The 25,252-nt window shown below is 67.7% G+C and carries 21 protein-coding genes and 1 pseudogene; 7 read left to right on the top strand and 15 right to left on the bottom strand.

Features of this window, described 5'->3' with window-relative positions; all coding sequences use genetic code 11:
• Positions 1 to 59: 59 nt before the first annotated feature.
• The 4 genes from AC6CH3_RS19745 to AC6CH3_RS19730 all read right to left on the bottom strand — a co-directional run bounded on the left by AC6CH3_RS19745 (position 60) and on the right by AC6CH3_RS19730 (position 5,053).
• Complete coding sequence (locus AC6CH3_RS19745; protein WP_498134061.1) at positions 60 to 2,132, bottom strand: acyltransferase family protein; 2,073 nt, start codon at positions 2,130 to 2,132, stop codon at positions 60 to 62.
• A gap of 270 nt (positions 2,133 to 2,402) precedes the next feature.
• Complete coding sequence (gene groL, locus AC6CH3_RS19740) at positions 2,403 to 4,013, bottom strand: chaperonin GroEL (RefSeq protein WP_498134037.1); 1,611 nt, start codon at positions 4,011 to 4,013, stop codon at positions 2,403 to 2,405.
• Positions 4,014 to 4,098: 85 nt separating this feature from the next.
• Positions 4,099 to 4,392, bottom strand: coding sequence for a co-chaperone GroES (groES, locus tag AC6CH3_RS19735; RefSeq protein WP_498134036.1), 294 nt, complete (start codon positions 4,390 to 4,392; stop codon positions 4,099 to 4,101).
• Between the two features lie 229 nt (positions 4,393 to 4,621).
• Entirely contained in the window at positions 4,622 to 5,053 is a 432-nt protein-coding gene (locus tag AC6CH3_RS19730; RefSeq protein WP_498134035.1) for a hypothetical protein, read from the bottom strand.
• A 52-nt stretch (positions 5,054 to 5,105) separates the two neighbouring features.
• On the opposite strand from AC6CH3_RS19730, the gene AC6CH3_RS19725 reads away from it, so the two are divergent.
• Positions 5,106 to 6,335: a class I SAM-dependent methyltransferase gene (locus AC6CH3_RS19725; RefSeq protein WP_498134034.1), complete on the top strand. Its 1,230-nt coding sequence runs from the start codon at positions 5,106 to 5,108 to the stop codon at positions 6,333 to 6,335.
• A 17-nt stretch (positions 6,336 to 6,352) separates the two neighbouring features.
• Here the strand turns inward: AC6CH3_RS19725 and AC6CH3_RS19720 are convergent, their stop codons facing one another.
• Positions 6,353 to 7,171 (bottom strand): shikimate 5-dehydrogenase, encoded by an 819-nt coding sequence (locus AC6CH3_RS19720; RefSeq protein WP_498134033.1) that lies wholly within the window; start codon positions 7,169 to 7,171, stop codon positions 6,353 to 6,355.
• Between the two features lie 66 nt (positions 7,172 to 7,237).
• Positions 7,238 to 8,674, bottom strand: a complete 1,437-nt coding sequence (locus tag AC6CH3_RS19715; protein ID WP_498134060.1) for a glycoside hydrolase family 3 N-terminal domain-containing protein — start codon at positions 8,672 to 8,674, stop codon at positions 7,238 to 7,240.
• Positions 8,675 to 9,122: 448 nt separating this feature from the next.
• Between AC6CH3_RS19715 and AC6CH3_RS19710 the strand changes: the two genes are divergently transcribed.
• A complete protein-coding gene (locus tag AC6CH3_RS19710; RefSeq protein ID WP_498134032.1) occupies positions 9,123 to 10,274 on the top strand; it encodes a glutamate--cysteine ligase in 1,152 nt (383 codons plus the stop codon).
• 52 nt (positions 10,275 to 10,326) lie between these two features.
• On the opposite strand, the gene AC6CH3_RS19705 is transcribed toward AC6CH3_RS19710, so the two are convergent.
• From AC6CH3_RS19705 to AC6CH3_RS19675, 7 genes and pseudogenes are all read right to left on the bottom strand, one after another.
• On the bottom strand, positions 10,327 to 11,739 hold the full coding sequence (locus tag AC6CH3_RS19705; protein ID WP_498134031.1) for an HNH endonuclease: 1,413 nt from the start codon (positions 11,737 to 11,739) through the stop codon (positions 10,327 to 10,329).
• A gap of 118 nt (positions 11,740 to 11,857) precedes the next feature.
• Positions 11,858 to 12,970, bottom strand: coding sequence for a tRNA (adenosine(37)-N6)-threonylcarbamoyltransferase complex transferase subunit TsaD (tsaD, locus tag AC6CH3_RS19700; RefSeq protein WP_498134030.1), 1,113 nt, complete (start codon positions 12,968 to 12,970; stop codon positions 11,858 to 11,860).
• A 161-nt stretch (positions 12,971 to 13,131) separates the two neighbouring features.
• Positions 13,132 to 13,551: pseudogene (rimI, locus tag AC6CH3_RS19695) on the bottom strand (ribosomal protein S18-alanine N-acetyltransferase); the annotation flags it as partial.
• A 53-nt stretch (positions 13,552 to 13,604) separates the two neighbouring features.
• The gene (gene tsaB, locus AC6CH3_RS19690) at positions 13,605 to 14,276 is read right to left on the bottom strand and encodes a tRNA (adenosine(37)-N6)-threonylcarbamoyltransferase complex dimerization subunit type 1 TsaB (RefSeq protein WP_400578894.1); all 672 of its coding nucleotides are present in this window, start codon (positions 14,274 to 14,276) and stop codon (positions 13,605 to 13,607) included.
• Positions 14,276 to 14,866 (bottom strand): tRNA (adenosine(37)-N6)-threonylcarbamoyltransferase complex ATPase subunit type 1 TsaE, encoded by a 591-nt coding sequence (gene tsaE / locus AC6CH3_RS19685; protein ID WP_498134029.1) that lies wholly within the window; start codon positions 14,864 to 14,866, stop codon positions 14,276 to 14,278. The genes tsaB and tsaE overlap by 1 nt, the downstream gene beginning before the upstream one ends.
• Positions 14,863 to 16,083: an alanine racemase gene (gene alr / locus AC6CH3_RS19680; protein WP_498134028.1), complete on the bottom strand. Its 1,221-nt coding sequence runs from the start codon at positions 16,081 to 16,083 to the stop codon at positions 14,863 to 14,865. Before alr ends, tsaE begins: the two co-directional genes overlap by 4 nt.
• A gap of 59 nt (positions 16,084 to 16,142) precedes the next feature.
• Entirely contained in the window at positions 16,143 to 17,237 is a 1,095-nt protein-coding gene (locus AC6CH3_RS19675) for a PfkB family carbohydrate kinase (protein ID WP_498134027.1), read from the bottom strand.
• A 141-nt stretch (positions 17,238 to 17,378) separates the two neighbouring features.
• On the opposite strand from AC6CH3_RS19675, the gene AC6CH3_RS19670 reads away from it, so the two are divergent.
• The gene (locus tag AC6CH3_RS19670) at positions 17,379 to 18,884 is read left to right on the top strand and encodes a family 4 glycosyl hydrolase (RefSeq protein ID WP_498134026.1); all 1,506 of its coding nucleotides are present in this window, start codon (positions 17,379 to 17,381) and stop codon (positions 18,882 to 18,884) included.
• On the opposite strand, the gene AC6CH3_RS19665 is transcribed toward AC6CH3_RS19670, so the two are convergent.
• On the bottom strand, positions 18,881 to 19,279 hold the full coding sequence (locus AC6CH3_RS19665) for a winged helix-turn-helix transcriptional regulator (RefSeq protein ID WP_498134025.1): 399 nt from the start codon (positions 19,277 to 19,279) through the stop codon (positions 18,881 to 18,883). The two genes, AC6CH3_RS19670 and AC6CH3_RS19665, sit on opposite strands and share 4 nt — an antisense overlap.
• Positions 19,280 to 19,378: 99 nt before the next feature.
• Between AC6CH3_RS19665 and AC6CH3_RS19660 the strand changes: the two genes are divergently transcribed.
• The 4 genes from AC6CH3_RS19660 to AC6CH3_RS19645 all read left to right on the top strand — a co-directional run bounded on the left by AC6CH3_RS19660 (position 19,379) and on the right by AC6CH3_RS19645 (position 24,586).
• Positions 19,379 to 20,251: an SDR family oxidoreductase gene (locus AC6CH3_RS19660; RefSeq protein WP_498134024.1), complete on the top strand. Its 873-nt coding sequence runs from the start codon at positions 19,379 to 19,381 to the stop codon at positions 20,249 to 20,251.
• Between the two features lie 162 nt (positions 20,252 to 20,413).
• Positions 20,414 to 21,691 carry a D-inositol-3-phosphate glycosyltransferase gene (mshA, locus tag AC6CH3_RS19655; RefSeq protein WP_498134023.1) on the top strand — a complete coding sequence of 426 codons (1,278 nt, stop codon included), beginning with the start codon at positions 20,414 to 20,416 and terminating at the stop codon, positions 21,689 to 21,691.
• Between the two features lie 46 nt (positions 21,692 to 21,737).
• Entirely contained in the window at positions 21,738 to 23,417 is a 1,680-nt protein-coding gene (locus AC6CH3_RS19650; RefSeq protein WP_498134022.1) for a formate--tetrahydrofolate ligase, read from the top strand.
• Positions 23,418 to 23,626: 209 nt separating this feature from the next.
• Positions 23,627 to 24,586, top strand: coding sequence for a DUF559 domain-containing protein (locus tag AC6CH3_RS19645; RefSeq protein ID WP_498134021.1), 960 nt, complete (start codon positions 23,627 to 23,629; stop codon positions 24,584 to 24,586).
• Positions 24,587 to 24,696: 110 nt separating this feature from the next.
• Here AC6CH3_RS19645 and AC6CH3_RS19640 read toward each other — a convergent pair whose 3' ends face one another.
• Positions 24,697 to 25,251: a DUF2306 domain-containing protein gene (locus tag AC6CH3_RS19640; protein ID WP_498134020.1), complete on the bottom strand. Its 555-nt coding sequence runs from the start codon at positions 25,249 to 25,251 to the stop codon at positions 24,697 to 24,699.
• Position 25,252 lies beyond the last annotated feature (1 nt).

Here is a 25,252-nt window from a genome sequence, read left to right as displayed (position 1 = left end):
GGAACGGCTTTGTGAGCAATGGCACGCGGCGGCGGCCGCCGCCGGTTCCTCAGAGCCTGCTATTTCCAGCCGGTGGCGGCAAGCAGCCGCTTCTCGAACATCGGGATCATGGACTGCACGTACGTCTTGGTGAGGTGGTTGTCATCCTTGTAGACGTAGACGTTGCCGACCACCGCCGGGCAGGTGCCGTCGGCGCAGATGAAGTCGCTCATGTCCATCAGGTGGAGCCCGTCCACCTTGCCCCGGTAGTCATCCAGGGGTGATGACAATGCGAGGGACTCGGCGAGCGGGGCGTTGCACTCGGGCGCCTGGGCTCCATACTTTTGGACGCATTCCGGCATGTTGATGGCGAAGCGGGGGTTGTCCCGGATGCCCACAACGTCGATTCCGGCGTCAGTGAACGGCTTGATGCCCTCTACATAGCCGGGCACTTCGGTTTCGAACGGCGCCTCCTTGTGGGTCAGCGACGCCACCGTGAACACGGCATCCGGCCTGTGTTCCATCACGTAGGCGGCACTGGCCCGGTTGAACGCGTTGCACTCGGCATCGCGCTCCGGCGATTCCGCACCGAAGCGGCAGTTGCCTTTCAGCAGCGTGACAACTTCCCAGCCGTGGTCCCGGGCGATCGGCCCCAGCGCGGCCATGTACTGCTGGGCGTGGGAATCCCCCAGCACCACGATCCGCTTCTTCACGTGCTCCGGCCGGCTGTTCTGCAGGCATCCCGCGAGGAGCGGATCGGTGGGGACGTTTCCATCCGTGCACAGGCCGTCGATGTCGGCCCATTCGTTTTTCATGGCCGCGGGGGCAGGAATGACCGTGGCTTTTGGGGTGGGCTTGCCGGCGTTTTCGGGGGCGAGAGCGGCGGCGCCGGGGGTCAGTTCGCGCGGCTGCGCTGCGGCAGCCGCCTCGTCCGCCGTCAGCTTGGTCTGCCAGACGGCCACGGGGCCGGCCAGCAAGGCGCCGCAGGCAATGATCACGACGGCGGTCCGCCAGGCCCGCAGCTGCGGCCAGTGCCATTCCCGCAGCGGCTTTTCCACGAAGCGGGTGGTGAGCACGGCAAGGACCACGGAGGCAGCCACGATGGCCAGGCCCTGCGCCAGGTTGGGCTTGTCGATTCCGGTGCCGGCAAGGGCCAAAACCAGGAGCGGCCAGTGCCAGAGATACAGCGCGTAGGAGTTGTCCCCGAGTGCAACCAGCGGCCTGGAGCTCAGGATCCGGTCCACGCCGAACCGGCTGCCGCTCTGGCCGGCGACGATGATGGCTGCGGCGGCCAGCGTGGGCCACAGGGCGATGAAGCCGGGAAAGGACCGGTCCACGGTCAGCACCAGGCCGCAGGAGATCATGGCCGCCAGCCCGGCCCAGCCCAGCACCACGCGCATAGCCTTGCCGGGCTTCAGGTAAGGCAGGGACAGCGCTAGCAGCGAGCCGAGCGCGAACTCCCAGAGCCTGGTCCGGGTGTCGAAGTAGGCGTAGGCCTGGTTGGTGGCGGTCTGCTCGATGGAGAAGATGAGGGACGCGATGAAGATGCCGGCGAAGGCCACGAGGAGGATGAGCCGGTAGCTGATGTCCCGCCGGCGCCGGAGCAGACGCCACACGAGGGCGGCCCCGGCGAAGATGAGCGGCCACAGAATGAACACCTGGCCCTGAATGGACAGGGACCAAAAATGCTGCAGCGGGCTGGCGCCCGCGTGGTTCTGGGCGTAGTAGTCCACCGCGGTGTCCGCGAGCAGCCAGTTCTGCCGGTACAGCAGTGAGGCCCAGGCCTCGTTGAGAACGTCCGGCCAGCGGCTCTGCGGAATGACCAGCCAGGTGCCCGCCAGGACACCGAGAATCACCACGACGGCGGCAGGAATCAGCCGCTTGAAGAGGTGCAGCCAGTGGTTGACCAGGCGCAGCGGCCTGCCGTTTTCGACCTTGCGGACAAAGGACAGCGTGAGCAGGAAGGCTGAGATCAGCAGGAAGATATCCACGCCGCCGGAGACTCGTCCCAGCCAGACGTGGTAGGTGACCACCATGAGGACGGCGAGGGCGCGGAGCCCCTGGACCTCGGGGCGGTAGCCCTGCTTGGCCTTGACCTGAGCGGAGCGTGTGACTTCACCGGCGTGGCGGGACTCGTTCCCCCGCTGGCCCATCATTCTCGCTACTGGCACAAACATCCCCTCAAAGCCGGTGGCACACAAAACATCCATGTTACCAATTCGTGATCTTTGCGGCCAAACCGGCAGCTGCGTGCGGCGTGTCCCTCTCCAGGGCCGGCGGCAGGGCCGGCGGCAGAATCACCTTGCGGGAGAGCGGATTTCCACCTCGGGGAGTTCCACAGCAGGGATTCCCACAGCAAAAGAGCCGGCCCAGCTAGGCTGGACCGGCTCTTTTCTGGCGTTGCCGCCGTGCGGGGCTGCAGCCTAGTGGCTGTGGCCTGCGTGCTCGTCTTCCTCGGCAGGCTTCTCGGCAACAAGGGTCTCGGTGGTGAGAACCAGCGCGGCGATGGAAGCCGCGTTGCGGAGGGCTGCACGGGTGACCTTGACGGGGTCGATGACGCCCGCTGCGATCAGGTCCTCGTACTCGCCGGACTTGGCGTTGAAGCCGTTGTTGGTTTCGAGTTCGGCAACCTTGGCGGTGACGACGTAGCCGTCGTGGCCGGCGTTCTGGGCGATCCAGCGCAGCGGCTGGACCAGGGCGCGGCGGACGATGCCAACGGCAGCTGCTGCGTCGCCTTCGAGGGCGGTGACGGCCGGGTCCTCGTCGAGTGCCTTCAGGGCGTGGATCAGCGCGGAACCGCCACCGGCCACGATGCCTTCTTCGAGGGCAGCGCGGGTGGAGGACACGGCATCTTCGATGCGGTGCTTCTTTTCCTTCAGCTCAACCTCGGTGGCAGCGCCAACCTTGATTACGCCGATGCCGCCGGCCAGCTTGGCCAGCCGCTCCTGCAGCTTTTCCTTGTCCCAGTCGGAGTCGGTGCGGGTCAGCTCGGCACGCAGCTGGGCAACGCGTGCCTCTACGTCCTCGGCCGATCCGGCGCCATCAACGATGGTGGTGTTGTCCTTGGTGACCGTGATGCGGCGGGCGGTACCCAGCACCTCAAGGCCGACGGAGTCCAGGCTGAGGCCCAGCTCCGGGGAGACAACCTGTGCACCGGTGAGGGTGGCGATGTCCTGCAGCATGGCTTTGCGGCGGTCACCGAAGCCCGGAGCCTTGACGGCAACGACGTTCAGGGTGCCGCGGATGCGGTTGACGATCAGCGTGGACAGGGCCTCGCCCTCGATGTCCTCGGCAATGATGAACAGCGGCTTGGAGCTCTGCAGAGCCTTTTCGAGCAGCGGCAGGAATTCCTGGACAGCAGAGATCTTGCCCTGGTTGATCAGGATCAGGGCGTCCTCGAGGACGGCCTCCTGGCGCTCTGCGTCGGTGACGAAGTACGGGGACAGGTAACCCTTGTCGAACTGCATGCCCTCGGTGAGGACCAGCTCGGTCTGGGTCGTGGAGGACTCCTCGATGGTGATCACACCATCCTTGCCGACCTTGCCGAACGCTTCGGCCAGCAGCTCGCCGACCTCGTCGCTCTGCGCGGAGATAGCGGCCACGTTGGCCACCTGGGTGCCCTCGACGGGGCGGGCGTTCTCGAGCAGGCGTGCAGCAACGGCTTCGACGGAAACCTCGATGCCGCGCTTGATCTGGCCCGGAGCGGCACCTGCGGCAACGTTGCGCAGGCCTTCCTTGACCAGGGCCTGCGCGAGCACGGTAGCCGTCGTGGTGCCGTCGCCGGCGACGTCGTTCGTCTTGGTGGCTACTTCCTTGGCAAGCTGGGCGCCAAGGTTTTCGTAGGGGTCATCCAGTTCGATTTCACGGGCGATGGTCACGCCGTCATTGGTGATCGTGGGGGCGCCCCACTTCTTGTCCAGCACGACGTTGCGGCCGCGGGGACCAAGCGTCACCTTGACCGTATTGGCGAGCTTGTCGATGCCGGCTTCAAGAGACCGGCGGGCAGCGTCGTTGAATGCAAGCTGCTTTGCCATGGTTTGTCCTTTCAAGACAGAACCCCGTGCTGCCGACCGGTCTGATGAAAACCAGACAGGATCAGCGGCACGGGGATCCAGAGAGTTACTTAACGACGATCGCCAGAACGTCGCGGGCAGACAGCACGAGGTACTCTTCGCCGCCGGTCTTGACTTCAGTTCCGCCGTACTTGGAGTAGATAACGACGTCGCCGACGGTTACGTCGACCGGAACGCGGTTGCCGTCTTCGAAGCGGCCGGGGCCTACTGCGACAACTTCGCCTTCCTGCGGCTTCTCCTGCGCGGAGTCCGGGATGACCAGGCCGGAAGCCGTGGTCTGCTCGGCTTCGAGCGGGCGGACAACAATACGATCCTCAAGAGGCTTAATAGAGACCGACACTCGGACCTCTCCTTTTCGTCAGCAAATTCATGGGCAGTAAAACTGTGGTGCCTTGGCGGCAGACCGTCGTCGCGGTGCCGGCAGCAGCCAGGCTGGCAGTTCTTCTTGGGTTAGCACCCTCCTAGGGAGAGTGCTAATGATGACTCTATGTAAGGGGTTAGCACTCGGTCAAGGTGAGTGCCAGATGTTCATCTGCGGTGAACACGCCTAAGCGCCGGAAAGCCGCTGTTCAGCGGCCGGCGAGGGCGTCGAACCCGACATCCTCGCCGCCGTCGTCGTCGCTTTTTGGCGAATTCTTACGCTGGCGGACGAGTACGACGGCGGCCCCCGCGGCGGTCAGGGCCGAGGCCACCAGGACCACCACGCCTCCGGCGCGTGCGCCCGAATACAGGTCCCTGATCTGCCGGGCTTCGTCGGTCGCGTCGTGGATGTCCTTGCCGCCCACCGAGTAGACGGTGGAGTTGAACGAGTCCAGCAGGAAGATGATCACCAGCAGCACGAGGCAGACGATGGCCACAGCCACCCCGGCAATCAGCGCCGGGCGCGCGTACCGGAATAGTCCCTGGTAGCGGGCCACGCCGGCAGGGCTATCGGGAGAACCGGCAGGGCTATCGGGAGAACCGGCAGGCTGGTCTTGGCTGGGAGTTGCACTGGAGTCCATTCAATCCACCCTATCGGGCAAGCCCGCCGGACCCTCCACTAGGCTTGAAGTCATGTCTGACGCACCGCAGGACCAGATCGCACATCTCCTCACTGAAGAAGGATGGCAGTTGCTGGCCTCGCTGGGGCCCTACCGCGAGGATGAGTCCTTCGCGCTTAATTCCAGCCTCCGGAAGAAGGGGCACTCCCCCGATCTGGTGTCCGCTGTGCTTACCCAGTCCAGGCTGCGGACCAGGGCCGAAGCCAAATTCGGCGAATTCGCCCGCCAGATGCTCTTCACCCAGGCCGGCCTCGAGCAGGCAACCCGGCTCAATGTGGCGGCCAGGCATGCCCAGCGCTTCGCCGAGGCTGGTATACGCCACGTGGCCGACCTCGGGTGTGGCCTGGGCGCGGATGCCATGGCGCTGGCGTCGCTGGATATCGCCGTCACGGCCGTGGAGGTCGACGAAACAACCGCCGCGTGCGCCACCATCAACCTCATTCCGTTTCCGCACGCCACGGTGGTGCATTCGGATGCGACTTCCGTTCCTCTCGGTGACGCCGACGGCGTGTGGCTGGATCCGGCCCGGCGCACCACATCCACGTCCGGGACCACGAGGATCTGGGACCCGGAGGCCTTCTCGCCGCCGCTGTCGTTCGTGGAATCACTCGCGGCCTCCGGGCTCGCTGTGGGCGTGAAGATGGGGCCGGGCATGCCGCACGATTCCATCCCGGCCGGCTGCGAGGCCCAGTGGGTTTCGGTGGGCGGCGACGTCACCGAGGTAACGCTCTGGTTCAACGCCGTTGCCCGGCCGGGGATCCGGAGGGCCGCTCTGCTGCTCGGTCCGCAGGGTGCCGCCGAACTCACCAGCGCGGAGGATTTTGACGGCGGCCCTGCGGCACCGGTCGGGCCCGTCCAGGGATACATCTACGAACCCGACGGCGCCGTGATCCGCGCGGGTCTCGTGGCCGACCTGGCCCTGCAGTTGGGCGGGCACCTCGTGGACGAGCACATCGCGTACATCTGCGCGCCGGATGCAGTGGACACCCCCTTCGCCCGGGCCTACAAAGTCCTGGAGGTCATGCCGTACAGCGTGAAGGGGCTCAAGGCCTGGGTGAAGGAGAACGGCATCGGCGTGCTGGACATCAAGAAGCGCGGCACGTCCGTCACCCCCGAGGAGCTCCGGAAGCAGCTCCTCCCGGCGGGCAAGGGCAGCGGGAAGAAGGCCGGCAAAAAGACAGCCACCCTGGTTCTCACCAGGATCGGTGACGATCGGGTGGCCGTCTCCGTGGAACCGGTCTAGGGCTGCTGCACCTGGAGCTACTGGGCGCGAACGAACGCCTCGGCGTCCCGCACCTGCTGGTCGGTGGGGCGGATGCCGGTGTACAGCACGAACTGCTCGAGCGCCTGGATGGTGGCCACTTCCGCGCCCGTGATGACCTGCTTACCGGCTTCCCGGCCGGCCTTGATCAGCGGCGTCTCCGGCGGCAGGGCCACGACGTCGAAGACGACCTTCGCGGCTTGGACCGCTTCGATGGGGAAGGACAGTGAGCCGGCCTCGGCGCCGCCGGCCATGCCGACCGGCGTGACGTTGATGATCATGTCGGCCGTGGCGTCGCCCAGCTCGGCACGCCACCCGAATCCGTAGAGGTCCGCGAGCGCCCGGCCCGCAGCCTCGTTCCGGGCGATGATCGTTACATTCTTGAAGCCGGCATCCCGCAGGGCGGCCGCGGTGGCCTTGGCCATGCCGCCCGCGCCCCTGAGCAGCACCGAGGATTCGCTGGGAACGGCGTTGCGCTCCAGCAGCTGCTCGATCGCCGTGTAGTCCGTGTTGTAGGCGGTGAGGCGGCCGCCGTCGTTCACGATGGTGTTCACCGAGTCGATGGCCTTCGCCGACGGGTCCATGGCGTCGACGAGGGCGATCACGTCTTCTTTGTAGGGCATCGAGACGGCACAGCCCCGGATGCCGAGGCCGCGGACGCCGGCGATCGCCTGGGCGAGGTCAGTAGGCGCGAAGGCTTTGTAGATCCAGTTCAGTCCCAGCTGGTCATACAGGTAGTTGTGGAAGCGGGTCCCGTTGTTGCTCGGCCGGGCCGAGAGCGAGATGCACAGGGTCATGTCTTTGTTCAGAATCGGCACCCCTCCATTAAACGGGCTTTCGGCCCGGCGGGCGGGACGGCGAAGGAATCGCCTGAGTGTTGCGTGTCAGCGGCAGCCGGTGCCGTGGCGGTAGGGCCCGACGGCGGCCGGCAGCTTGCCGGGGGCCGTCGCCTTGCCGGCCAGCACGGCCAGCAGCGCTTTGAAGGCCCCCGGCGTCCGTCCATAGAGTGCCACCTTCGTGGGTGCGGCTGAGCGGGCCAGCGGCCAGGGCGCATCGAGGGCCACGGCGATGTCTCCGCCCGCCGGGGCGCCGCCGTAACCGATGAGGCTCACCAGCGGGCCGGCACCGAGCGTGATGCCTGCGTCCCTCGCGGCCGCGGCAAAGTGGGCCCGGTCCAGGGCGGTGCCACCCGACAGGCGGAGCCGGCCCGGCACCAGCGGTCCGCGGCACGGGCCCGAAAGAACGGTGACGGCAGCGGCAGACACCTTTGCCGAAACGCCCTCCGCGCTGCCCGGGGCGGCCCGCTGCTGCCGGGGAGCAGTGCGGGCGCTCCAGATCATCATGGTCACCACGCGGCGGGCGGCTTCCTCCAGCCGGGGCTGCGGAAGCCTGCCAGCCCCGACGGCGTTGACGATGGCGGAGTGGGCCGCGTTCACGTCGGCCGGCATCAGCAGGAGGTCCGCGCCGGCGGCAAGTGCAGCCGGGGCTTCGGATCCCCGGGGATACCGGGCGCTCACCGCCTTCATGTTCAGGGCGTCCGTGACGGCCACTCCTTTGAACCCCATCCCCCGCAGCGCTGCATAGCTTGCCTTGGACAGGGACGCCGGAACACCCGGCTCAAGGGCCGGGACAGCGATGTGTCCGGTCATGATCATCGGGGTGCCGGCCGCGATGGCAGCTTGGAAGGGTCTCCAGTCCCGGGCCTTCAGCTGTGCCGCCGTCGCTGTCTGGACCGGCAGGTCCTTATGGGAGTCGACGGTCACGGAACCATGGCCGGGAAAATGCTTGACGGAGGACAGCACGCCGGTTGCCAGCATGCCTCGGGAGAAGCCGATGCTCAGGTTGCCCGCCGCCGTCGGATCGGACGACATGGAACGGGCGCCGATGGTGGGGTCGGCCGGACCGAGGGTAGTGTCCGCGGTCGGAGCGAAGTCCACGGTGAACCCGAGGGCGGCGAGTTCTCCGGCCAGGGCCTTGCCCGCCTCGGTCGCCAGCGGCACGCTTCCGGCTGCCCCGTAGCTCATGGGCGCCGGCCATCGGGTGAGAGGGGCACCCAGCCTGGACACCATTCCGCCTTCCTGGTCCACGGCAATCAGCCCGGGCCACGTCCTGCCGCCGGATCGGGATGCCTCCCCCAGCCTCCGGGTGGCGGCCATCATGCTCCGGACGTCAACGTGCCCCGCGGCAGTGCGGGGCACGTTGTCGCCCATGATGATGGAGCCGGCAAGATGCAGCCGCTCCACGGTAGCCGCCTGGGTTTCGTGGTTGAGACCCGTGTAGGACGGCAGGAGCACCTGCCCGGCCTTCTCGCTCAGCGTCATCCGGTTCACGGCCGCCGCCGCTGCATCCTGATCGCGTTGCTGCGGTCCCCAGCCCAGGGGCGCAGAACCCTTCCCGGCCGCAGTCTTCGGCGGGGGTGCCGGCCGCGGGGGTGCCGCCGTCGTCTGCTGTTGCCGGAAACTGGGCGTTGCCGGCGAACTGGGCGTCGCGGTGGAACCGGACGTTTCCGTTGGAGGCGACGGCGGTGCGGACGTGCAGGATGCCGACGCGAGCAGTACCGCCACAGCTGCTGCAGCCGCGGCTGGTCCGTTATTGGGTCTGTTGTAGGAGGGGTTGACGGAAGACGCTCTGTGAAAACTGTCACGCGCTCTCTGTAGCCAGGCCATCATTCCGATGCTACCCCTGCACTAGACTTGAAAGACCGTTCGCTTGCCAGCCGTTCTGCCAGAAGCGGCCAGCAACCGGACAGCAGAAGAGCGAGAGGAACACATGAAGATTGATTTCGCTTCATCCCGGCAATCAACTCTTGGTGTGGAATGGGAACTCGCGCTGGTTGATGCGCAGACCGGTGAACTTGCCTCCGTGGCGAACCAGGTTCTGCGGGGAGTCGCTGCGAAGCACCCGGAACTAAATGAGGACGACGAACACCCGCACATCAAGCAGGAACTGCTGCTGAATACTGTGGAACTGGTCACCGGGATCTGCGAAACCGCCGGCGAAGCGAAGGAGGACCTGAACCGGTCCCTTGCCGCCGTCCGTGAAGTCACGGACCCCATGGGCGTTGAGGTCTTCTCCGCAGGAAGCCACCCCTTCAGCCCTCCGCAGCTGCAGACCGTCACGGACAAGGAACGGTACGCCAAGCTGATCGACCGCACACAGTGGTGGGGCCGCCAGATGGTGATCTACGGCGTCCACGTCCACGTCGGGATCGACCGGCGGGACAAAGTGCTCCCGGTCCTGGACGGCCTGGTCAACTACTTTCCGCACTTCCAGGCGCTGTCCGCATCGAGCCCGTTCTGGGGCGGCGAGGACACCGGCTATGCCTCCCAGCGCGCCCTCATGTTCCAGCAGCTGCCCACGGCCGGGTTGCCGTTCCAGTTCCCCAGCTGGGAAGAGTATGAGTCCTACGTCCAGGACATGTTTACCACCGGCGTGATCGACACGCTTTCCGAGATCCGCTGGGACATCCGGCCGGTGCCGAACCTGGGCACCATTGAGATGCGCATCTGCGACGGCCTGGCGACCTTGGAGGAAGTGGGCGCCGTGGCCGCCCTCACCCAGTGCCTGGTCCACGAATTCTCCACCACGCTGGACAGCGGAGGCACGATTCCCACCATGCCTCCGTGGCATGTTCAGGAAAACAAGTGGCGTGCCGCCCGGTACGGGATGGAGGCCATCATCATCCTGGACGCGCAGGGCAACGAGCAGCTCGTCACCGACCACGTGCTCGAAACACTGAACCGGCTCGAACCCATCGCGGCAAGGCTCGGCTGTCCGGATGAGCTCGCCGACGTCGAGAAAATCATCAAACGCGGGGCCGGGTATCAGCGCCAGCGCCGTGTGGCCGCCGAAAACGGCGGGAACCTCCAGGCCGTGGTGCTGGACCTGGTGAAGCAGATGCGAAACGGCCCCACGGCCTAGCCAGGTCATTGCAGCTGGGCGGCGCCTTTCCCTAATACAGCTCGCCCCTAATTCAGGAGGCGCGCGGCAGCCGTTCTGTCACGCTGGTTCCGGGGCTGGTTCCGGGCAGCGGCGGTGCCGTGGAGTAGTAGCTGTGGCCCGTGGGCGTCTGGAGTTTGAACGTGTGCCGGGGCCCGGGCCGTGGCTGAGCGCTCCAGCCGGGTTTTTCTTTGGCGTGGTTGCAGGCTTCGCACAGGCCCGCGCTATTGGCCAGGCTGGTGGTCCCGCCGCCGTGCCAGGGGATGATGTGGTCGTGATGCCGGATGGGAGCATCGCAGTACGGGGTGCGGCAGGTGTCATCGCGGGCCTGGATGAAGCGGCGCAATCCTGCCGGGAACAGCCGGGCGCGGGAGTCCATCGCCACCAGTTCCCCAGTTCCGGGGGCGGTGTAGACCCGGCGGAGCCACACCTTGAGCGCCTGACGGCTGGCGGCCTCGCCCCGGTCGGGCTCCTGCCCGCCGGAGGCCCCGCCAGCGTCCTGCTGCAGACCGGCCGCCTCCTCTCCTGCCCGGACCAGGGTGCGGGCCCAACCGGCCGGGACGATGCCGTAGCCGGTGAGGCGGGCCGGTTCGCTGTCGGCCTGGAAGAGGGTGCGGTCGGTCATGACGAGCTGGATCTCGACGCCGCTGACCCCGCCGGGAGTGCCGGTGGTCCGTTCGACAAGGGTGTCGCCCATGATCTGGCCGCGGGAACGGGAGTCGCCGTCGGAGCGCAGCGTATCGGCCTGCCGGCTGAGCGCGGCATACACGGCCACACCCTGTGCCACGGGCAGCAGAGCGGTCAGGTACGTCATCGAGTCAGGTGCCGGGCGCAGGCTGACGCACCGCTCCGCTGCGGCGTGGCTGGCCCGCTGGGTGACCGAGCGGGGATCCCTGCGGTACGCTGCAGCCTTGGCCGCGGCCACGATGGCCCGGTCGCCTGAACCGGTGAAGGTTCCGGTGTCCGCGGCGAGCTCCTCGTCGACCGCGCACCGGTCCGCCGCCGACAGGCACGCCGTTTCTTTCACCAGCAGGGTGGCGCGCCATTCATTCAACTGCCCGGTCTCCAGGGCGGCGAGGGTGTGCGGCATCTCGGTCACCAAGGCCTTCGCCAAACCCAGCAGCCGGGAGCCGCGGGCCGGGGATTCGTGCCGTGCCAAGGCGATCTGCGCGGCGACGTCCTGGCCCCGCTCCGCCACCGGGACCCCAACCTCGGCCTGGGCACGGCGCTGGGCGGCATCGAAAGCCACAGCGATCCTCGCCTGCAAACCGGCGACCGCAGACTTCAGCTCCTCCAGCCCGCTGAGCTGATCGATCAGCCCGGCACTATCCGAGGACAGCCGCAGCGACCCCGCCGCGGCAATCAGGTCCTCCACACTCAGCCAAGAATCGGCGGCATTCGGGACAGGGGCAGCCGGAACGCTGGTGCCGGGGAAGGGCACCGCCACATGGCGCCTCCGCCACCTTCAACTGGGCTTCCCGAGTACCGTCCATAGACACAGTGTTCCAGTGACCCCTGAAATTAAAAGGCCGTGGTCCCGGCACCGTTCCCAACTGCACCGGCTGCTAGGCCCGGGCGGCCGTCCTTACCGGCTCGGGCGCCGGCGCTGACACGGTGGTCACAGGCATGGACGAATCAGGGGCGAAGGCGATGCCGCTGGGCGCAATCCCTGCCATCACCAGCTGCGCACCGAGGGCCGCCACCATCGCCCCGTTGTCCGTGCAGAGATGCAGCGGAGGGACGTGCAGCGTGATGCCTGCGGCGGAGCAGCGCTGTTCCGTGAGCTGGCGGAGCCGCGAATTGGCTGCCACGCCGCCGCCCAGCAGGACGTTGGTGATGCCCTGCTCCCGGCAGGCAAGGACGGCCTTGGACGTGATGACATCCACCACAGCTTCCTGGAACGCCGCCGCTATGTCCGCCACGGGGACGGGTTCGCCTTGCGCCTCGAACTGCTCCACGCAACGGGCCACGGCCGTCTTCAACCCGCTGAAGGACCAGTCGTAGCGGTGGGGGCCGGGCTCCCCGGCGGTGCCCATGTACTTGGGCTGGGTGAGTCCCCGCGGGAAGCGGATAGCCTTGGCGTCGCCCTCACGGGCGATCCGGTCAATGGCGGGACCGCCGGGGTACCCCAGGCCAAGGATCCTTGCCACCTTGTCGTAGGCTTCCCCGGCGGCGTCGTCAATAGTGGAACCGAGCATTTCGACGTCGTCGGTGATGCGTCCGATCCGCAGGATTTCGGTGTGGCCGCCGGAGACGAGCAGGGCGCCGAGATTCCCGGGCAGTCGGGCTCCGGCTTTGGCGTCCAGCAGGCCGACGCCCACGTGGGCCACGAGGTGGTTGATGGCGTACAGCGGCTTTCCCGTGGCCACGGACAGTGCCTTCGCCGCGCACACGCCCACCATCAGGGCGCCCGCCAGTCCGGGACCGGATGTGACGGCGATGGCGTCGATGTCGGCCAGGGTCACGTTGGCTTCGGCGAGCGCTGCCTGGAGCGTGGGCACGAAAGCATCGAGGTGGGCGCGGGAGGCGATCTCCGGGATGACTCCGCCGAACCTGACGTGTTCGTCCATGGAGGAGGACACAGTGTTGGTCAGGAGATCCGTTCCCCTGACGATCCCGACGCCTGTTTCGTCGCAGGAGGACTCAATGCCGAGCACGAGCGGCTGGGAACGGTTCATTGCTGGTCTGCCTCCGTGGGGGTGGTCTGGGCGTGCTGCCCGGCGTCAGGCTGTCCGGGGCCGGATCGGCCGGCCTCCCCGTGAACCGTGTCCTGGTGCACAATGTCTTGGGGCACGATGTCTTGAGGCACGATGTCCTGGTGCACGGTGAGGACATCGGCCAGCTCGAGCCTCATGATCAGGGCGTCGACGCCGTCGCGGTAGTATCTCCGCCGGACGTGGATCTGCTCAAATCCGAACCGCCGGTAAAGCTGCTGCGCACGGGGGTTGTCGGCCCGCACCTCAAGCAGCACGTCCGCCGCGCCGCGCCGCCGGCCTTCGCTGATGAGTTCCGTAAGCAGGGCGGTTCCGATGCCCCTGCCTTCGTATTCCGGGACGACGGCGATGGTCTGGACGTCCGCGACCGGCTCGATGCACATCAGGCCGGCGTAGCCGACGATGCCGTCGGCTGCCTCTGCCACCAGGTAGCGGCGCGTCTCGGGCCGCGACAGCTCGTTCACGAACATCTCCAACGGCCAGGCGTCCACGGGAAAGAGCTGCACCTCCAGCGCATGGACTGCCGGAATATCGGCCGGCACCATGTCCCGCACCGATATACCCGGGCCGATCAGCGGATCCTGTCCGGACTGGCCGCTCACAGGGCACGCTTCCGGGGGCCGGGTACCTGCGCATCGGATTCACGGAGGTAGAGGGGCGTGGAGTCAGGGAGTTCCTCCCCTCCCGCGAGGCGCACCAGGGCGAACTGCCCCAGGTACAGCGCATCCGGCTGCTCCGCGCTGAAATCCGGGTCCGCCCGCAGCACGTCGGCGTAGAGGCCGGCACCGGCCCCGTAGGCAGGGAGGTCGGGAAGGTCCGAGGCGAAGCCCACGTGCGGTCCGTCGACGAGCCTGGGGAGCTGCCCCTCCTGCAGCGTGTATCGGGCCCAGTACACCTCTTTGCGCCGGGCGTCGGTGGCCACCAGGAACTCCCCCGGGGCGTCGGTGGACTCGGCCACTTCCAGGGCGACGGCGTCCAGGCTCATCAGCCCGTGCAGCGGCTTGCCCCAGGCGAAGGCAAGGGTCCTGGCGGTGGCGATCCCTGAGCGGAGCCCGGTGAAGGGACCGGGCCCGACGCCGACGACGATGGCGTCGATGTCCGCGCCCGTGACGTCGGCCTCGGCCAGCAGTTTCTCGATGCCCGGGGCGAGCACCTCGGCGTGGCTGCGCGTGTCTTCGGTGGAAAAGCTGCCCACCACTCCTTCGAGTGCATCGTCGGAAACCAGTGCCGCACTCGCCACGGCGGAGGTATCGATCGCAAGGATGAGCATCAGGAGATCCCTTCGGACGCCAGGTTCAGGACCGGCTGGTCGGCCCAGCGGGGGCCGAAGCCGCGGATGATGATGGTGCGGGGCTCGTCGTCGTCCTCGGCGTCGAAGTCCAAAACGCCGTCCGTCTCCGGCGCCCCGACTGCCCCGTTTCCGGTTGAACGGTGAAGTTCCACCTCAAGACGGCTGTCGCTCAGGTGCTCCACCCGGTCGCGTCCCCACTCCACCACGGTCACAGATGAGTCCAGCGTGTTTTCGAGGTCGATGTCATCAATTTCCGACGCCGTTCCCAGCCGGTAGGCGTCCACATGCACCAGGTCCGGACCGCCGGGATTCGGGCCGTCAGGAAGGTTGGGATGGATCCGGACCAGCACGAACGTGGGCGAAATGATGCCCTCCCGCACGCCCAGCCCTTCGCCAAGGCCCTGGGTGAACGTCGTCTTCCCGGCGCCCAGTTCGCCGGTGAGGACCAGCAGGTCCCCCGCCCGAAGCACCTCCGCGAGGGCCGCGCCGAGCGCGTGGGTCTGCTCCGCCGTCGTAACCTTCAGGTTCCGGACCCAGCGGGGCGGGTCAGCGGCTGCCGGCACGCTCACAGCGCCGGCGTTTCGTTGATGAACGTGCGGGGCACGCGGGGACTGATCCGGGTGACGATCTCGTAGTTGATGGTGCCCGCGGCGCGTGCCCAGTCGTCAGCGGTGGGGCCGCCGTCGGCACCGTCGCCAAAAAGCTGCGCCTCGGCCCCAAGGACACTGTGCCCGCCAGCGGAGACGTGCCGCGGACCGAGGTCGATCACCATCTGGTCCATGGCAATCCTGCCCACCACCGGGTAGGTCACGCCCTCCACGCGTACCGGGCCGCCGGTCGCCACGCGGGGCACGCCGTCCGCATAGCCGAGGGGGATGAGTCCCAGCGTGCTGGCACCGGAGGTGTGGTAGTTGAAGCCGTAGGAAACGCCCTGGCCAGCGGGGACGTCCTTGCAGTGGGACACCACGGTGCGCAGGGTCATGGCCGGGCGGAGCCCCAGTTCGGCGGACGTCTGCCCTTCGAAGGGTGAGAGTCCGTAGATGCCCAGGCCCACGCGGACGAGGTCAAAGTGGGTGTCCGGCCGGGATAGCGTGGCCGGGGTGTTCGCCAGGTGCCGGACTTCCGGGTCCACTCCGGCGTCCTCGGCGATGGCGAGTACCTCGCGGAACGCCGCGAGCTGGTCGTCGGTTTCCGGCCGCTCTGGTTCATCGGCCACGGCGAGGTGCGAGAAGATGCCCACCACGCGCAGCAGGCCCTGGTCCTGGTACTCCACGGCTTCGCCCACGAGGCGGTCCCACACCTCCACGGGGGCGCCGTTCCGGCCAAGGCCGGTGTCCACTTTCAGGTGGACGCGCGCCGGACGCTCCTGCTCCCGGGCGGCAGCAACGATCCGATCCAGTTCCCAGCCCGAGCACCCAATGTCGACGCCGGCGGCCACCGCCGCGCCGAAGTTGCTCTCCGGGGTGTGCAGCCAGGCAAGCAGCGGCGCGTCGATGCCGGCCGCGCGGAGGGCCAGCGCCTCGGAGATGTGGGCAACGCCCAGCCAGCCGGCTCCCGCTTCGAGGGCGGCCCGGGCCACCGGCACCGCACCGTGGCCGTACGCGTCTGCCTTGACCACAGCCATGACGTTCGCAGGGGACGCGGCAGCGGCGAGCCTCCGGACGTTATGCCGGATGGCCTCCAGGTCCACGATGGCGGACCGTTCCTGGGAGGAGCGTTCCTGGGAGAGCGGCGGCACCGGCCCTGCTGCCGGGGGTAGGTCTCCTGTTGCTGCGGGGTAATTCACTCTAGTGATTCTAGTGCTGGCGTCCGGGGCCGGATAATTCCTGCCCCCGGCCGGTGGGGCTAGGCGTCGGACAGGTGCGCAATCGTGGCTGCCGCCCGCCGCTGGGCTTCCGGGGGCACATCCCGGACAATTTCGGACAGGAAGGCATAGCGGCGGAGCCACTGGCTGCCGCGGCGCTCCGGCCGGGAGTTCGCACGTTTCCACCAGTCCGCGATGTCACCCCAGCCCGGCGCGGCGAGCGAGCCGCCCACCTCCTGCACGGCGAGCGCCGCGCACAGGTTGGCAAAACGCAGGCGGTCCCCCAGCGGCCACCCCGCCAGGCAGCCGACGACGAACGCAGCGCCAAAGCAGTCCCCCGCACCCGTGGGGTCATACGCGGTCACCGGAAGAGAGGGCACCCATTCCTCCTCGCCGCTCTCCGAGTCCACAGCCATGGCTCCCTGCTGCCCGAGCGTCACCACGGCCACGGGCACACGGTCGGCCAGTGAATACAGCGCGGCCCACGGATTCTCCTTGCCGGTGAAGGCCATGGCCTCGCGCTGGTTGGGCATGAAGGCGTGGAAGTACTGCAGGTTTTCCAGCCGTGCCTGCGACCACTCCCCGCTGGGATCCCAGCCCACATCGCCGAAGAGCTTCACGCCGTCGGAGTGGGCCGCCAGCGCCCACGGTTCCATTTCATGGCCCAGGTCCGCCACGGCCGCCAGCGCGGGTGGCGGCTGCTGCCCGATCAGCTCGGATGACGTTACGGGAGCCGGATGGCCGTGCGTCACCATGGAGCGGTCGTGGTCCACACTGAGGGAAACCGTCACCGGGGAGTGCCAGCCGGCAACGCGCCGGGACAGCGACAGGTCGACGTGCTCCTGCCCTGCGAGGATCTTCCAGTTGTAATCCCCGTAGCCGTCGTCGCCGAAGGCAGCTGCAAGCCCGGTCCGCAGGCCCAGCCGGGCCGCCGCGATGGCCTGGTTCGCCACGCCGCCGGGGCAGCTTCCCATTCCCTCGCTCCAGATTTCGGTCCCCGGCTGCGGCGCGTGCGGCAGCCCCGTGAAAATGATGTCCTGGAACACGGTGCCGGCCAGCAGCAGGTCAAAGCGACCGGCCGATGGTGTTCGGACGGCGGCGAGCGGATCGAAGCGGCCTGCGGGAATCGCATCCATGTTCGGCACACTACGCCGTGTGCTCTGGGGTTGGAACCCCGAAATCTGGGGGTACGGGGAGAGCCGGAACCGGCTGCCACACCCTCGGTTTCCGGGGGCGGCCGAATTGCGTTGCCGGTGGCTGCGCATAGACTCCATTCCATGCGGCTCATGATCGCCGGCGGCGGCGGATTCCGGGTTCCCCTCGTCTACCGTGCGCTCTGCGCCGGCCCTTATGCCGGGCTGGTCCGGGAACTGGTGCTGTTCGACGTCGACCCCGGCCGCCTCGCGGCCATCACCGCGGTGCTGCGCTCCATGCCCACAGCGGGCTCACTGCGCTCCTCAGCGTCGGCGCGGTCCGCGCCGGACGGCAGTGCCGCCGTCGGGCATCCCCCAACTGTCACCGCCACCACGTCGCTCCGCGAGGCGCTCACCGGCACCAATGTGGTGTTCGCGGCCATCAGGCCGGGCGGGACGGCGGGGCGGATAGCCGACGAACGCGTCGCCCAGGACCTGGGGCTGCTCGGCCAGGAAACCACCGGAGCGGGCGGCATCTCGTACGCATTGCGCTCCATCCCCGCCATGCTGGAGCTCGCGCGGTCGATGCGGACGCACTGCCCCGATGCCTGGCTGGTCAACTTCACAAACCCGGCGGGCATGGTCACCGAGGCGCTGATGCCCGTGCTGGGACGGAAGGTCATCGGTATCTGCGACTCCGCCAGCGCCCTCGTCCACCGCGCCGCCCGCGCGGCCGGCGCGCCGCTGCCGCCCGGAAGGCTCGACGGCGTGGGCTACTACGGGCTGAACCACCTCGGATGGCTGTACCGGCTGGAGTCCGGCGGGCGGGACCTGCTTCCGGACCTGCTGGCGGATGCCGGCGCGCTGGCAGGGTTTGAGGAAGGCCGGCTGTTCCCCCAGCCGTTCCTGCAGGAACGCGGGGTCCTGCCCAACGAATACCTGTTCTACTACTACGAGACCGCCCGGGCAGCCTCGGCCATGCGGGCCATGGATGCCACCCGCGGGGAGTCGATCCACGGCCAGCAAGCGGAGCTGTACCCCCGGCTCGCCGCGGCCGGGGCAGAGGCGTTTGAGCTGTGGGACGCCGCGCGCCGATCCCGCGAGGAGGGCTACCTGGCCGAAGCCCGCAGCGCTGAGGAGGCACGCGACGCCGAGGACCTTGCCGGCGGCGGCTACGAACAGGTGGCCCTGGCCGTGATGCGGGCGCTCACAGCTCAGGCACCGGATCCCCACGCGGGGTCGGGCGGCACCCAACTCATCCTCAACACACGGAACACGGCCGTTAGCGGGCAGGGTGCTACTGGGCCAGCTGCTACTGGGCCAGCTGCTACTGGGCCGGCTGCTACTGGGCCGGCGATTCCCGGGCTGCCGGCGGACGCCGTCGTCGAAGTTCCCTGCACGGTGACGGCCGCGGGGGCGGAACCAATCCGCCAGGACCTTCCGGCCGGGCCGCAGTTGGAACTCATGCAGCGGGTGAAGCGGGTGGAGCTCCTGGCCGTCCGGGCGGCGAGCCATGGCGACCGGCAAGCCGCACTGGAGGCCTTCGCGCAACACCCGCTGGTGGGGTCCAAGCAGCTCGCCGGCCGGCTGCTGGCCGGCTACGAGGCAGCATTCCCGGAGCTGGCGAGGCTGTGGCAGGGGTCCGCCTAGCTCCCTGCGCCTGCTGCTTTCCCGGGCCGCCCGAGAATGGAATCAGCGTGCCCCGCGATCCAGGAGACCAGCGGCAGCAGCAGCGAGGCAAGCTCCTGCCCGCTGCCGGTCAGGCTGTAATCGACCCGCGGAGGAATGATCGGCTGTGCCTCGCGGCGGACAAATCCATCGGCTTCGAGGGTCTTCAAGGTCTGGGCCAGCATTTTCTCGCTGATCCCTTCAGCGCGCCGGCGCAGTTCGCTCCACCGCTGCGGCCCCGCGGAGAGCGCTACCAGGATCAGGACACCCCACTTGCTGGTGACATGGTCAAGGACGGTTCTGCTGGGGCATCCTGCAGGAAAAATCCCGTCCGCGAACGGGAAAGCGGGCCCCTTCTCCTGGGTACTTACTTTCATATCAGTACCTTACCTTAAAGTGCGTACTCTCTTTGGGGAAGTAAGTGGCATCTGGTCCGGTTGGCACAGGTGACAGTCATCCACCGTGAAAGGACCACCATGACCTTCGTCATCACCGGCGCCACCGGCCAGCTCGGCCGCCTCGTCGTCGAAGCACTCCTCAGCCGTAATGTTCCCGCCGGGCAGATCGTCGCGGGCGGCCGTGATCTCAGTAAGATCGCCGATCTCGCCGAGCGCGGCGTCCAGGTCCGCCGGATCGACTATGACGACGCCGGTTCCCTCCGCGAGGCCTTTACGGGCGCCGAGAAGGTCCTGCTGGTGTCCGGGAGTGAAGTTGGCCAGCGTCTCCCCCAGCACCGGAACGCGATCGGCGCGGCTAAAGAGGCCGGCGTCGGCCTGATCGCCTACACCAGCGTCGCCAACGCCGACAGCACCGCGATGCAGCTGGCCGCGGAACATCAGGCCACGGAAGACGCGCTCCGCGATTCCGGACTCCCCTTCGTTTTGCTCCGCAACGGCTGGTATCTGGAGAATTACACGGATCATGTCTCCGTTCAGCTCCAGCATGGAGCCGTGCTCGGCAGCGCCCGTGACGGCCGTGTCAGTGCCGCTGCCCGGGCTGATTACGCCCAGGCCGCCGCGGCCGTGCTGCTCAGCGAGGGCCAGGAAGGAAAGGTCTACGAACTCGGGGGCGACGTGCCGTTCACCCTGAGTGAGCTGGCCGGCGAAGTCAGCGCGGCCGCCGGCCGGCCCGTGAAGTACCAGGACCTGCCTGCGGAGCAGTACACGCAGGTGCTGGTGGACGCCGGCCTGCCGGAAAACTACGCGGCCATTCTGGCGGACAGCGATCTCGGCATCGCCCGGGGCGACCTGCTCGTGACCAGCGGGGACCTCAGCCGGCTCATCGGCCGGCCCTCCACTCCGATGCGCGACGCCGTGCAGGCTGCCGTGCGGGGCCACCTGGGCTCATGAGCTGTTGCGGCGGGGCTTTGCTCGGGGCCCCGCCGCCTCAGGGCGCCCGTCTCATCGGGTGCAGCTCCACCTTGAGGAGTAGTGTTTTACCGGATGCAGTTCCCGGTTGGGCGCCGCTGTGGCACCGGGAAGGATGCGTTCCCGTAGACCGAGAGGAGAGCCATGACCCTGGTCAAGCGTGTGGCCTTCCTGTCCCTGCACACCTCTCCGATGGAGCAGCCCGGTTCCGGTGATGCCGGCGGCATGAACGTCTACATCCGGGGCCTGGCCTCCGCCCTCGCCGAAATCGGCGTGGAAGTGGAGATCTTCACCCGGTCCACGGACGCCCGACAGCCCGCCGTCGAACATCCGGACCCCGGAGTCTGCGTCCACAACGTCTTCGCCGGTCCACCGCGGAAGCTGCCCAAGGAGGAACTGCCGGAACTGCTCCACAGCATGGTGGCCGAAATCGAGCGGATCCGCGAGCGCCAGCCCCACGGCCGCTACGACATCATTCATTCCCATTACTGGGTGTCCGGGGTGGCCGGCCTGGAACTGTCCGGGCTGTGGAATGTGCCGCTGGTGCACACCATGCACACCATGGCCAAGGTCAAGAACCTCCTGCTGCAGTCCGGCGAAAAGCCCGAGCCGCGCCGGCGCGAAGTGGGCGAGCACCACATCGTGGACGGGGCGACGAGGCTCATCGCCAACACCACGGCCGAAGCCGCCGAACTCGTGTCCCACTACAACGCGGACTTCGACCACATCGACGTCGCTCCCCCCGGCGTCGACCTCTCGGTCTTCACGCCCGCCTTCCGCAGCCGCGCGCGCTCCGAGCGGGGCATCCGGCCCGGCACGTTCCATCTGGTATTTGCCGGCCGGATCCAGCGCCTCAAGGGTCCGCAGATCCTGGTGAAGGCGGCGGCGCTGCTCCGCGAGCGCCGTCCGGACATCGACCTGAAGCTGACCATTCTGGGCGCCCTGAGCGGCGCCAAAGACTTCAACCTGAAGTCGCTGGTCACCTCCGCCGGATTGGACGACGTCGTCACGCACCGTCCGCCGGTTGCCCCGGCCGAGCTTGCGGCATGGTTCCGCGCGGCGGACGTTGTGGTGATGCCCTCGTACAGCGAATCCTTCGGTCTCGTGGCATTGGAGGCCCAGGCCTGCGGCACGCCGGTGGTGGCCACCAGGGTGGGCGGCCTCTCCCGCGCCGTCTTTGACAGCCGCACAGGCCTGCTCGTCGACGGCCACCGCGCCGCCGACTGGGCCGACGCCCTCGAGGCCCTCTACGACGATCCCGCCACGAGGGAGGACATGGGCCGCGCAGCGTCCGTCCATGCGCAGAGCTCCGGATGGCATCGCACGGCGACCATTACGCTGGAAAGCTACCATGCCGCAGCCGAAGAATTTTCGGCGGGCCGCACGGTTCCTGCCGGCTATGCCCCGCGGCTCACCGGCTGAGTGCAGCCGGTACGCCCCGGTTTGACCCCAACGATGAAGGACGACGATGTCTGACAGCACCTTGAGCGATCTCGAGATAGCCCGTAACGCCGTGCTGCGGCCCATCGAGGAGATTGCGGCCGCCGCCGGTATCGATGCCGGGGCAGTGGAACTCTACGGCCGCCACAAGGCAAAGATCGATCCGGCGAAGCTCTCCGCCGGGGCACCGTCGGGGAAAGTGGTTCTGGTCTCGGCGATGTCCCCCACGCCGGCGGGCGAAGGAAAATCCACCACGACGGTAGGGCTGGCCGATTCGTTGGCAAAGGCCGGCCACAAGGTGATGATCGCGTTGCGGGAGCCGTCGCTCGGCCCGATCCTGGGCATGAAGGGCGGGGCCACGGGCGGCGGATATTCCCAGGTGGTGCCCATGGACGAGATCAACCTGCACTTCACCGGCGACTTCCACGCCGTGACGTCCGCCAATAACGCGCTGATGGCGCTGGTGGACAACCACATCTACCAGGGCAACGAGCTGAACATCGACCCTCGCCGCATGACGTTCAAGCGGGTGCTGGACATGAATGACCGCGCCCTCCGGGAAGTGGTGATCGGGCTTGGCGGTCCGACCCAGGGCATCCCGCGCCAGGACGGCTTCGACATCACCGTGGCTTCGGAGATCATGGCGGTGTTCTGCCTCGCCGCGGATGTGGCAGATCTGCGTGATCGGCTGGGCCGCATCACCTTTGGGTACACCTATGACCGAAGCCCTGTCACAGTGGCGGACCTGGGCGTACAGGGGGCACTGACCCTGCTGCTGAAGGACGCCATCAGGCCCAACCTGGTGCAGACTATCGCGGGGACTCCGGCGCTGGTCCATGGCGGCCCGTTCGCCAATATCGCCCACGGCTGCAACTCGCTCATAGCCACGCAGACCGCACGCCGGCTTGCTGACATTGTGGTGACGGAGGCGGGTTTCGGCGCGGATCTGGGCGCCGAGAAGTTTATGGATATCAAGGCCCGGGTAGCGGACGTGGCGCCCTCCGCCGTGGTGGTGGTGGCCACGGTGCGGGCCCTCAAGATGCACGGCGGGATTGCCAAGGACCAGCTCAAGGAGCCGAACGTGGATGCCCTGGCGGCGGGTGTGGCCAACCTGCGCCGGCATGTCCGGAATGTTGAGAAGTTCGGCGTCACCCCCGTGGTGGCGATCAACAGGTTCGCCACCGACACGCAGGCGGAGCTCGACTGGCTCCTCGACTGGTGCGCCGGCGAAGGCATCCAGGCCGCGGTGGCGGATGTCTGGGGACGCGGCGGCGGGGGCGACGGCGGGGATGACCTGGCGGCCAAGGTTGCGGCGGCGGTGGCCGGGCCCGGCTCGTTCCGGCACCTGTATCCGCTGGAGCTGTCTTTGGAAGAGAAGATCCGGACGATTGTGCAGGAAATCTACGGCGCGGACGGCGCGGACTTCTCCGTGCCGGCGTTGAAGCGGCTTGCGGACATTGAGAAGAACGGCTGGGCGGGGCTGCCGGTCTGCATGGCCAAGACCCAGTACTCGTTCACGGACGATGCCTCGCGGCTGGGCGCACCGAAGGGCTTCACCATCCATGTGCGCGACCTCATCCCCAAGACCGGCGCCGGCTTCATCGTGGCCCTGACCGGTGCCGTGATGACCATGCCGGGCCTGCCGGCCGTTCCGGCCGCCATGCGGATGGACGTGGACGACGACGGCAACCCGGTGGGCCTCTTCTGACACTCCCTCACTCCCCGCCGCCCCTTCCCAAACCCTCCCTCACTTCCTCCCGTCCCATCCCCGACGCTCCCTCACCTCCCGCCGCCCCATCCCCGACGCTCCCTCACCTCCCGCCGCCCCATCCCAAACCCTCCCTCGCTCCCCGCCGGCCTCCCATTGCCTGTGGATAACTTCTGCGGGACCGGCGCAATTCGGGTCACAATGCGGGTATGCAAATGCGCAATCATCTGCCGGAGACCCTCCTGTCGGGTCCGTTCACATGGGAGACAGCGAGAGCATCCGGCGTTTCGACAAGCCGACTGCGCCGGGCCGACGTCGCCCACGTGGGCCGCGGACTGTACCGGCCGGCGGACTGGGACTTCGACCTTGAGGCCGCGGCGCGGGCATTGTCTGCAGTGTCCCCAGGCGCTTGGATCTCCCACGTCACGGCGGCGCGCATCCGCTGCCAGATTTTGCCTGCCTGGCTGTCCGACTCTACGGAACTTCATTTGAGCAAGCCGCGGGCTCTGCCCGAAGTGCGGCGTAAGGGGGTCTGCGGTCATTCGGTTCTGGCCTGGGAGGAGGAGATCGAATTCGTGGATGGCATCCGCATCAGCACCCGATCCCGGACGTGGCTGGATATGGCTAGGCGCCTGTCAGTCAGCGAACTGGTCTGCATGGGTGACCAACTGATCCGGACTCCCCGGGTGCAGTTCGAGGACCGCACCGAGCCATTCGCAACGATTGCGGGATTGCGCTCCCTTGTGGACCGTCATCCGAATCTGCAGGGCGTTGTGCGCGCCAGGCAAGCACTGGACATGATGCGCGTTGGAGCCGATTCCGCCCCCGAGACGCTGCTGCGGCTGGCCATGACCGACGCAGGCCTCCCGGAACCGGATCTCCAGGTGGCCTTAAGAATCCACGACTCTATGTCCCCCACGGCGGATCTCGGCTACAGGCAGCGGCGCCTGGCCATTCAGTACGACGGCGGCCATCACCTTCTCGATGCCCAGGCATTCAGCGACCGACGGCGTGACAAAGCCTTCGAAACCGCCGGGTGGACTGTCCTGATTTTTGGCAAGGACGATCTGGCGGACGGTTTCCAGCTGGCTATCGGAAAGATCAAACGAGCACTGCGCACCGCCTGGATGGACCATCCCCAGGCGGCAGGTTTTGCCGACGCGATCTGAGGGAGCGTCGCTTGTCAGCCAGCCAAAACTGAGGGAGCGTCACCTGTCAGCCAGTCAAAACTGAAAGAGCGTCACCTGTCAGCCAGCCAAAACTGAGGGAGCGTCACCTGTCAGCCAGCCAAAACTGAGGGAGCATCCCGGCCGGGCTGATCCAGGCCCGGACCGGCCGCCGGCCCCACCGGGTTCCCCCGCTTCCTCGCCAGAGAACCGGACCGGCCGCCGAGCTTCAGGGAGGCGAAGATGACGGCGACGGTAAGGACAACGACGGCGGCAACGTAAAGGGCGGTGGGCGCGTCGTCGGCCAGGAGGCGGGGAATGGTCCGGCCGGGCACCGCGACGGCGAAGACAAACGCCACGGCAATGCCCACATAGCTGCCCACCATGTTCCCGAGGTGGGCAGGGATGTTGCCACGGATGGCGCTGACCAGTCCAAGGGTGACCGTTACCAGAGTGAAGGCGGACAGCCCGTGCAGCCAGGTGAAGTGTCCCTCGGTGACGATCCAGAAGCTGCTGGCACAGACGTAGTACATGGCAGCAACCCAGAGGTATCCCATGCTGCGGTGGATCCGGTCGCGGCGCCGCCGGAATATTTGCAGCGGCCCGATCGCAAGCACAAAAAGCGCGGCGATCACGTGACTTGCAAGCAGTGCGTTCCAGGACTCCATA

This window comes from Arthrobacter sp. GQ119 (genome assembly GCF_059759125.1).
The sequence above is the reverse complement of the archived record's forward strand: the minus strand, read 5'-3'. Positions and strand labels throughout refer to the sequence as shown.

Excerpts from the sequence above, each read along its gene's own strand:
- AC6CH3_RS19745 (WP_498134061.1), bottom strand. The coding sequence starts at position 2,132 with ATGGGCCAGCGGGGGAACGAGTCCCGCCACGCCGGTGAAGTCACACGC.
- groL (WP_498134037.1), bottom strand. The coding sequence starts at position 4,013 with ATGGCAAAGCAGCTTGCATTCAACGACGCTGCCCGCCGGTCTCTTGAA.
- AC6CH3_RS19730 (WP_498134035.1), bottom strand. The coding sequence starts at position 5,053 with ATGGACTCCAGTGCAACTCCCAGCCAAGACCAGCCTGCCGGTTCTCCC.
- AC6CH3_RS19725 (WP_498134034.1), top strand. The coding sequence starts at position 5,106 with ATGTCTGACGCACCGCAGGACCAGATCGCACATCTCCTCACTGAAGAA.
- AC6CH3_RS19715 (WP_498134060.1), bottom strand. The coding sequence starts at position 8,674 with ATGACGCTGAGCGAGAAGGCCGGGCAGGTGCTCCTGCCGTCCTACACG.
- AC6CH3_RS19710 (WP_498134032.1), top strand. The coding sequence starts at position 9,123 with ATGAAGATTGATTTCGCTTCATCCCGGCAATCAACTCTTGGTGTGGAA.
- tsaD (WP_498134030.1), bottom strand. The coding sequence starts at position 12,970 with ATGAACCGTTCCCAGCCGCTCGTGCTCGGCATTGAGTCCTCCTGCGAC.
- tsaB (WP_400578894.1), bottom strand. The coding sequence starts at position 14,276 with ATGCTCATCCTTGCGATCGATACCTCCGCCGTGGCGAGTGCGGCACTG.
- AC6CH3_RS19675 (WP_498134027.1), bottom strand. The coding sequence starts at position 17,237 with ATGGATGCGATTCCCGCAGGCCGCTTCGATCCGCTCGCCGCCGTCCGA.
- AC6CH3_RS19670 (WP_498134026.1), top strand. The coding sequence starts at position 17,379 with ATGCGGCTCATGATCGCCGGCGGCGGCGGATTCCGGGTTCCCCTCGTC.
- AC6CH3_RS19665 (WP_498134025.1), bottom strand. The coding sequence starts at position 19,279 with ATGAAAGTAAGTACCCAGGAGAAGGGGCCCGCTTTCCCGTTCGCGGAC.
- AC6CH3_RS19660 (WP_498134024.1), top strand. The coding sequence starts at position 19,379 with ATGACCTTCGTCATCACCGGCGCCACCGGCCAGCTCGGCCGCCTCGTC.
- mshA (WP_498134023.1), top strand. The coding sequence starts at position 20,414 with ATGACCCTGGTCAAGCGTGTGGCCTTCCTGTCCCTGCACACCTCTCCG.
- AC6CH3_RS19650 (WP_498134022.1), top strand. The coding sequence starts at position 21,738 with ATGTCTGACAGCACCTTGAGCGATCTCGAGATAGCCCGTAACGCCGTG.
- AC6CH3_RS19645 (WP_498134021.1), top strand. The coding sequence starts at position 23,627 with ATGCAAATGCGCAATCATCTGCCGGAGACCCTCCTGTCGGGTCCGTTC.
- AC6CH3_RS19640 (WP_498134020.1), bottom strand. The coding sequence starts at position 25,251 with ATGGAGTCCTGGAACGCACTGCTTGCAAGTCACGTGATCGCCGCGCTT.